This is a genomic window from Candidatus Effluviviaceae Genus V sp. (assembly GCA_014728125.1).
Lineage (GTDB): Bacteria > Joyebacterota > Joyebacteria > Joyebacterales > Joyebacteraceae > WJMD01.
The window spans coordinates 1-4,481 of the sequence record WJMD01000113.1 but is presented as its reverse complement, the minus strand read 5'-3'; the positions used below and the strand labels follow the sequence as shown (position 1 = coordinate 4,481).

At 65.6% G+C, this 4,481-nt stretch carries 4 protein-coding genes and 2 tRNA genes; all 6 read right to left on the bottom strand.

What is annotated here, in order from left to right; genetic code table 11:
• Positions 1 to 294: 294 nt before the first annotated feature.
• A tRNA-Glu gene (locus GF405_07030) sits at positions 295 to 370 on the bottom strand.
• 145 nt (positions 371 to 515) lie between these two features.
• Entirely contained in the window at positions 516 to 761 is a 246-nt protein-coding gene (locus GF405_07025; GenBank protein ID MBD3367907.1) for a hypothetical protein, read from the bottom strand.
• A gap of 52 nt (positions 762 to 813) precedes the next feature.
• A tRNA-Lys gene (locus GF405_07020) sits at positions 814 to 889 on the bottom strand.
• A gap of 69 nt (positions 890 to 958) precedes the next feature.
• Complete coding sequence (locus GF405_07015; GenBank protein ID MBD3367906.1) at positions 959 to 2,116, bottom strand: aminotransferase class V-fold PLP-dependent enzyme; 1,158 nt, start codon at positions 2,114 to 2,116, stop codon at positions 959 to 961.
• Between the two features lie 30 nt (positions 2,117 to 2,146).
• Complete coding sequence (locus tag GF405_07010; GenBank protein MBD3367905.1) at positions 2,147 to 2,746, bottom strand: YihA family ribosome biogenesis GTP-binding protein; 600 nt, start codon at positions 2,744 to 2,746, stop codon at positions 2,147 to 2,149.
• Positions 2,747 to 2,888: 142 nt separating this feature from the next.
• Positions 2,889 to 4,481 (bottom strand): endopeptidase La (gene lon / locus GF405_07005; protein ID MBD3367904.1); only part of this gene is annotated, 1,593 nt, incomplete at its 5' end.

Genomic DNA, 4,481 nt, shown 5'->3' with positions numbered 1-4,481 from the left:
GTTTGAGGATACAGGCAAGATGGTGCTGGTCAAATAGAGACCAGTATCCTCGAGATCATGATCATCCCTATACGAGAGAGGCCGGCTGTTGCCGGCCTCTCTCTTTGCGGCGTCCCCAACGGGATTGGGTGGCGACGGACGCGTCGCGTCCGCGCTACCCTTGCCTGATGCGGCGGCTTCGCCGCCTCTGTTGTGCAGTCCGCGCAAGCGCGCACGGCCAGTCGAACCCTACGGGTTCTCCATCACCGCCGCGTACAACAGGAAGCGGACCGCTCTGCGGCCCGCTTCTTGTTGTGGCGTCCCCAACGGGATTCGAACCCGTGTTGCCGCCGTGAAAGGGCGGTGTCCTAAACCCCTAGACGATGGGGACGCATGGACCTGCCGTCGGGCACTGCCCAACGGGATGGGCCGTGCCCTCGCGGGCCCGGCCCTGCCTCAGGTCGGCTGCTGCGCAGCCGGCATCTGATGCGCGCCTGCCGGCGCGCAAGGCAGTCGAACCCGTGTTGCCGCCGTGGCTACTTGTCCGCCCACTCCGGCATCGACCTCATGTAGTGCTCGGCGCGCTTCATCGCGGTCTCTTCGTCGACGTGCTGCCACTGCATGAACCACTGCGCGATGCCGCGACGGATCTCTTCCCTGGACTTGACGTCGCCGCCCTCATCCGTGCAGTGCTTGCAGTAGTGCTCCGACATGCCCTTGAGATCCGGCGCATTGAGCGGCATGCCACACGACATGCAGAACTCCATCTCCTGCATCGCCATCATCATCCTCCTCGTGAAAGGGCCCGGCCCAGCTTCAAGCCACCCGACCTGCTGGTGGGCCGTGCTGGTCTCGAACCAGCGACTCCCTGCTTAAAAGGCAGGTGCTCTACCAACTGAGCTAACGGCCCCCACAGTCTGAAGCTGCGACTGCCCGGCGCTCGCCCCGGGGTTCCCGGGTCGGCGCCTGCGACACCCGCCTACCGTTTCTCCGCCAGCACCTTCTGGAGCGCGGAGAGGCCGGGGCCGACGTCCTTGATGTAGCCGAGCTTGTAGAGCGTCTGCTCGAGCCCCCCGATCACCATCGGAAGGTCGCGCTCCTTGATGCCCCCCATGTGGCCGATCCGGAACACCTTGCCGGAGAGGTCGAGCTGCCCGCCGGCGACGCGACATCCGAAATCGTCGTCCAGGACGCGCACAATCTGGTTCGCGTCCCATCCGTCGGGACAGACCGCCACGGTGACGCCGTTCGCGGGATGCTCCGGCAGAATACTCATGCCGAGCGCCTTGATGGCGGCTCTGGTCGCCTCGCCCATCCGCGCGTGCCGGGCGTAGACCTCCTCCCAGCCCTCGTCCTCCATCATCTGGAGAGCGACCTCCAGGCCGAAGACGAGCGATACGGCCGGAGTGTATGGCGTCTGGCCCTTCTTCTGGAGCCGCTTCCACGTCGTCGTGAAGTCGAAGTAGAACTTCGGCAGGTCCGACTCCGTGACGAGCGACCACGCGCGCCCGTTCAGCGCCACGAACGCGAGGCCCGGCGGCGTCATCATCGCCTTCTGCGTGCCCGCCACGACGGCGTCGACGCCCCACTCGTCCATCTTGATCTCGTGCACGCCCACGCTCGAGGTCGCGTCGACGACCATGACTGCGCCGTGGTCCTTGACGACCTGGCCCAGTGCTCTGATGTCGTTCAGCGCGCCGGTCGACGTCTCACTGTGGATGACCAGAACGGCCTTCGCGTCAGGGTTCGCATCGAGGATCGACGCGAGCTCGGTCGGATCGTGGCACTTCCCCCACTCGACCGCGTACTCCACGGCCTCGACGCCGTAGGTCCGGCAGATGTCGCGCCAGCGGGTGCCGAAGACACCGTTCATGCAGACGACGGCCTTGTCCCCGCGCGACATGAGGTTCGCGACAGCGGCCTCCATCATACCCGTTCCCGAGCACGTGAAGAGGAGAACGTCGTTGCTCGTGGTCAAGAGACGCCCGATCTCATCCTGGACGTGCCGCACCTTCTCCGAGAACTGCGGAGTTCTGTGGTGCAGCACCTGCTTCCCCACGGCGTTGAGCACCGCGCCCGGGATCTTCGTCGGGCCGGGGGCGAACAGCTTTGACTTGGCGAACGGCTTCTTGTTCATCCGCGCTCCTTTGACGCGCTCCGCCGGCGACTACCGGCCACCCTGTCTTCCAGCGATGCCCAGGATCCAGCCGATGATCTCCTTCGACCCCTCGCCGGTCTGGGCAGAGAAAAGGACGATCGGGGTCTCGGAGTCCGGCTCCAGCACCTGCTCGATCGTCCTCACACTCCTTCTTCGTTTGTCCTTTGATATCTTATCAGCCTTCGTCGCGGCAATCAACGCCGGCACACGGAAGTGCTTGATCCACTCGTGCATCTGGATGTCGTCGGCCGTCGGCCTGTGACGAGCGTCCACCAGATGGACGATCCCCGCAAGCTCTTCACGCTCATGGAGATAGCTCTCGATGAGCCGTCCCCACTTCGCCTTCTCCTTCTTCGATACCTTCGCGAACCCGTATCCGGGCAGATCGACGAGGATCAGCTTCCGATCGACGACATAGAGGTTGAGCTCGCGGGTCTTCCCCGGCGTCCTCGATGTCCGGGCGAGCTTCTTCCGGTTCGCGATGCGGTTGAGAAGCGAGGATTTCCCGACGTTCGAACGCCCCGCCAGCGCGATCTCCGGCAGCTCTCCCCCGGGCAGCTGCCGGAGACTGGCAGCTCCGAGCAGGAACTCGATCTTCCCGATGGCCATGCGTCCCCCCGCCCCGGAGGGCTGCGGGCGAGTCGGGGCTTCGCCCCGCTCTCAGTACCGGTCTCCAGCGTCACCACAGAAAGCGGGGCCCCGCGGTCCGCCCGCGAGGCCCCGTGTCAGCTTCGTCGTGCGCGCTGTCGCTCTAGTGCGGCGCCTGCGGCGCGAACGGGGTCTCCGGACGGTTGCCATCCGTCGGTTCCGGATGTTCAGGCTGTTCCGTCCGTTTCTCGTCGCGCTTCGGCCACCCGTCGAACGCGAGCTCGAGCACCTCGTCGAGCCTGTGCACGAGCTGGATGTCCAGGTCGCGCTTGACAGGCTTCGGGAGCTCCACCACGTCCTTCTCGTTCTTCGACGGGATGACGAGCGTCTTGACGCGCGCGCGGTGGGCCGCGACGGCCTTCTCACCCAGGCCGCCGATCGGCAGCACCTTGCCGCCCAGCGTGATCTCGCCGGTCATCGCGACGTCGGGACGCGTCGGCTTACCCGTGAGTGCCGAGATCAGTGCGGTCGCCATCGCCGTTCCGGCCGACGGGCCGTCCTTCGGGATCGCGCCCTCGGGCACGTGGATGTGGATGTCGAGGTCCTCGAGCGTGTCCTCGTCGATTCCCAGGTCTCCTGCGTGGGCCTTTGCATACGAGAGCGCGGCCTTCGCCGACTCCTGCATGACCTCGCCGAGCTTGCCTGTGAGCGTGAGGTTCCCGTCGCCGCGCATGGTGAGCACCTCGACGGTCAGAATCTCGCCGCCGACACTCGTCCACGCGAGTCCGGTCGCGACGCCGACACGCTGCTCCGTCTCGACCTCCTGCGAGAGATACCGCGGCATCCCCAGGAGCTTGCGCACGGCCTTCGGCGTAACGCTCTTCGGCACCTTCTTGCCGCTCGCCCGTCTGCGCGCGATCTTCCTGCAGATGTTCGCGATCTCGCGCTCGAGGTTCCTGACGCCCGCCTCGCGCGTATGGTCCTCGATGATGCGCTCGAGCGCGGAGTCTCTGATCGACAGTCCGATCTTGTCCAGCCCGTTGGCCTCGAGCTGCTTCGGCACGAGGAAGTTCTTGGCGATCTGGAGCTTCTCGTTCCGGAGGTACCCGGGGAGCCGGATGGTCTCCATCCGGTCCTCGAGGGCCGGCGGGATCGTGTGCAGCACGTTCGCCGTCGTGATGAACATGACCTCCGAGAGGTCGAAGTCGACGTCGAGGTAGTGGTCGTTGAACGTGCAGTTCTGCTCAGGGTCAAGCACCTCGAGCAGCGCCGACGCGGGATCACCCCGGAAATCCGAGCTCATCTTGTCGATCTCGTCGAGCAGGAAGACCGGGTTCTTCGAGCCGGCCTTCCGGAGCCCCTGGATGATGCGGCCCGGCATCGATCCGATGTAGGTCCGCCGGTGGCCTCGGATCTCGGCCTCGTCGCGCACGCCGCCCAGCGACACGCGAACGAACTCGCGGTCGAGAGCGCGGGCGATCGACTTCCCGAGCGACGTCTTGCCGACGCCGGGAGGTCCGACCAGGCAGAGGATCGGTCCCTTGACCTTCTCGGTCAGCTTGAGGACGGCCAGGTACTCGAGAATGCGCTCCTTCGGCTTCTTGAGACCGTAGTGGTCGTCCTCGAGGATCTGCTCGACCTCCTTGATGTCCGAGCGGTCCTTCGTTCTCTTGTCCCACGGCATCGTCGTCAGCCACTCGATATAGGTCCGGACGACCGTGGCCTCGGGCGACATCGGGGACATCTTCTTCAGGCG